The sequence below is a fragment of the Streptomyces sp. RPT161 genome (genome assembly GCF_027533845.1).
Classification (GTDB): Bacteria; Actinomycetota; Actinomycetes; order Streptomycetales; family Streptomycetaceae; genus Streptantibioticus_A; species Streptantibioticus_A silvisoli_A.
Window position 1 is genome coordinate 1 of record NZ_JAPZVN010000066.1, and the last position, 1838, is coordinate 1838.

Sequence of the window (1838 nt, forward strand, 5' to 3'; positions counted from 1 at the left end):
CCCGTCGAGAGACGCTCCGGATCAGGACAGGTCTCCCCGAGTTAAGGGGTGACCCCAAGTGGCTTCCCGCTTCTGGCGGGACACGCCGTGGAGTGCCAAAGCTCTGACGAGTTGGGGTGAACCAGCCGTATCGGGCTGGTCCGCTCCTTGCCGAGTCCGTACGGCGCTCTGCGCCCCGGCCGGGAGGAGGCGAGAGACATGGATTGCAGTAGCAGTAGTCCGGGCCATAGTCGGCCCCGAATCCGCTTGTCCTCGTTGACCTCCGGCACGCGGTAACCACCTCCCCTGCGCGCACCACAGCACCACTGATCGCGGTCCCGTACGGCCTTGTGCCGCTCGGCCGCGGTTCGGCGTGCGCTCGCAGGGGGGATCGCTGCTGCGTGCCCCCTAGCGAAGCCCCCAAAGGGGGCCTGGGAGGCCCGTAATGACCACCATCACCGAGACCGCTGCCGAGCAGATCGCGCGCCCCGCGGTTCTTGACGACGCGCATGTCGGCGACATCCGTGGTGCGCTTGGCACTATTCGTTTGGATGACACCGCGCCGCGGTTGGGTTTGTCGGCGAAGTTGAAGACGTTGTTGGCGATCGTGGGTCCTGGCCTGATCGTCATGGTCGGTGACAATGACGCGGGTGCGTTCGCCACCTATGGGCAGGCGGGGCAGAACTACGGCACCAAGTTGCTGTGGACGCTGCTGCTGCTGGTACCCGTGCTGTATGTGAACCAGGAGATGGTGCTGCGTTTGGGCGCGGTCACCGGTGTGGGGCATGCCCGGTTGATTCTGGAGCGGTTCGGCAGGTTCTGGGGCGCGTTCTCGGTCATCGACCTGTTCTTGCTGAACGCGTTGACGTTGGTGACCGAGTTCATCGGGATCACGCTGGCGGCCGGGTATCTGGGGTTGCCGAAGGCGGCGTCGGTGGTGTTGGCGGCGGCGGTCATCGTCGCGTCGGCGTTCACCGGGTCGTTTCGCCGGTTCGAGCGGATCGCGATCTTCTTGTGTGCGGCGTCGCTGCTGCTGGTGCCGATCTACTTCATGGTGCATCCGGCGGCTTCGCGGATGGCGCATGACTTCGTGGTGCCCACGATGCCGGGTGGGTCGGGCGGGCTGGCGACGGTGATGCTGCTGATCATCGGGATCGTCGGTACCACGGTGGCGCCCTGGCAGTTGTTCTTCCAGCAGTCGTATGTGATCGACAAGCGGATCACGCCGCGGTTCATGCGGTATGAGAAGGCGGACTTGTGGATCGGTATCGCGGTGGTGGTCGTGGGTGCCGCCGCGATGATGGGTTTCACCGCCGCGGCGTTCGCGGGGACCAGGGGCTTTGGGAACTTCTCCGACGCGGGTGCGATCGCCACCGGTCTGCAGGCGCATGCGGGCAAGCTGGTGGGGGTGTTGTTCGCGATCGCGCTGCTGGACGCCTCGATCATCGGTGCGTTCGCGGTGTCGTTGTCGACGGCGTACGCGATCGGTGATGTGTTCGGGATGAGGCACTCGCTGCACCGCGGGGTCAAGGGGGCCAAGGGCTTTTACGCCGTGTACGCGGGGTTGGTGGCCGCGGCTGCGGCGATCGTGTTGATTCCGGGCTCGCCGTTGGGGTTGTTGACCGAGGGTGTGCAGACGCTGGCTGGTGTGCTGTTGCCGTCCGCCTCGGTCTTCTTGCTCCTGTTGTGCAACGACAAGGCCGTCCTCGGCCCGTGGGTCAACGGGGCCAAGACCAACGCCTTCACCACGGCCGTGGTCGGCGTGCTGGTCACGCTGTCGATCATCCTGACCGCCTCCGTGCTCTTCCCGGACATCACCGCGGGCGCGATCATGGACATCATGGCCGCCTGCGGAGTGG

Annotated in this window: 1 protein-coding gene and 1 riboswitch; the gene reads left to right on the plus strand. The window is 65.9% G+C overall.

The genetic code is table 11. The features are described from left to right. A riboswitch (M-box (ykoK) riboswitch) is annotated at positions 1-122 on the plus strand. This riboswitch is flagged as partial in the annotation. Between the two features lie 302 nt (positions 123-424). Then, positions 425-1838, plus strand: a 1414-nt coding sequence (locus O5O46_RS34895; protein WP_269859704.1) for an NRAMP family divalent metal transporter, incomplete at its 3' end; no start/stop codon positions are given.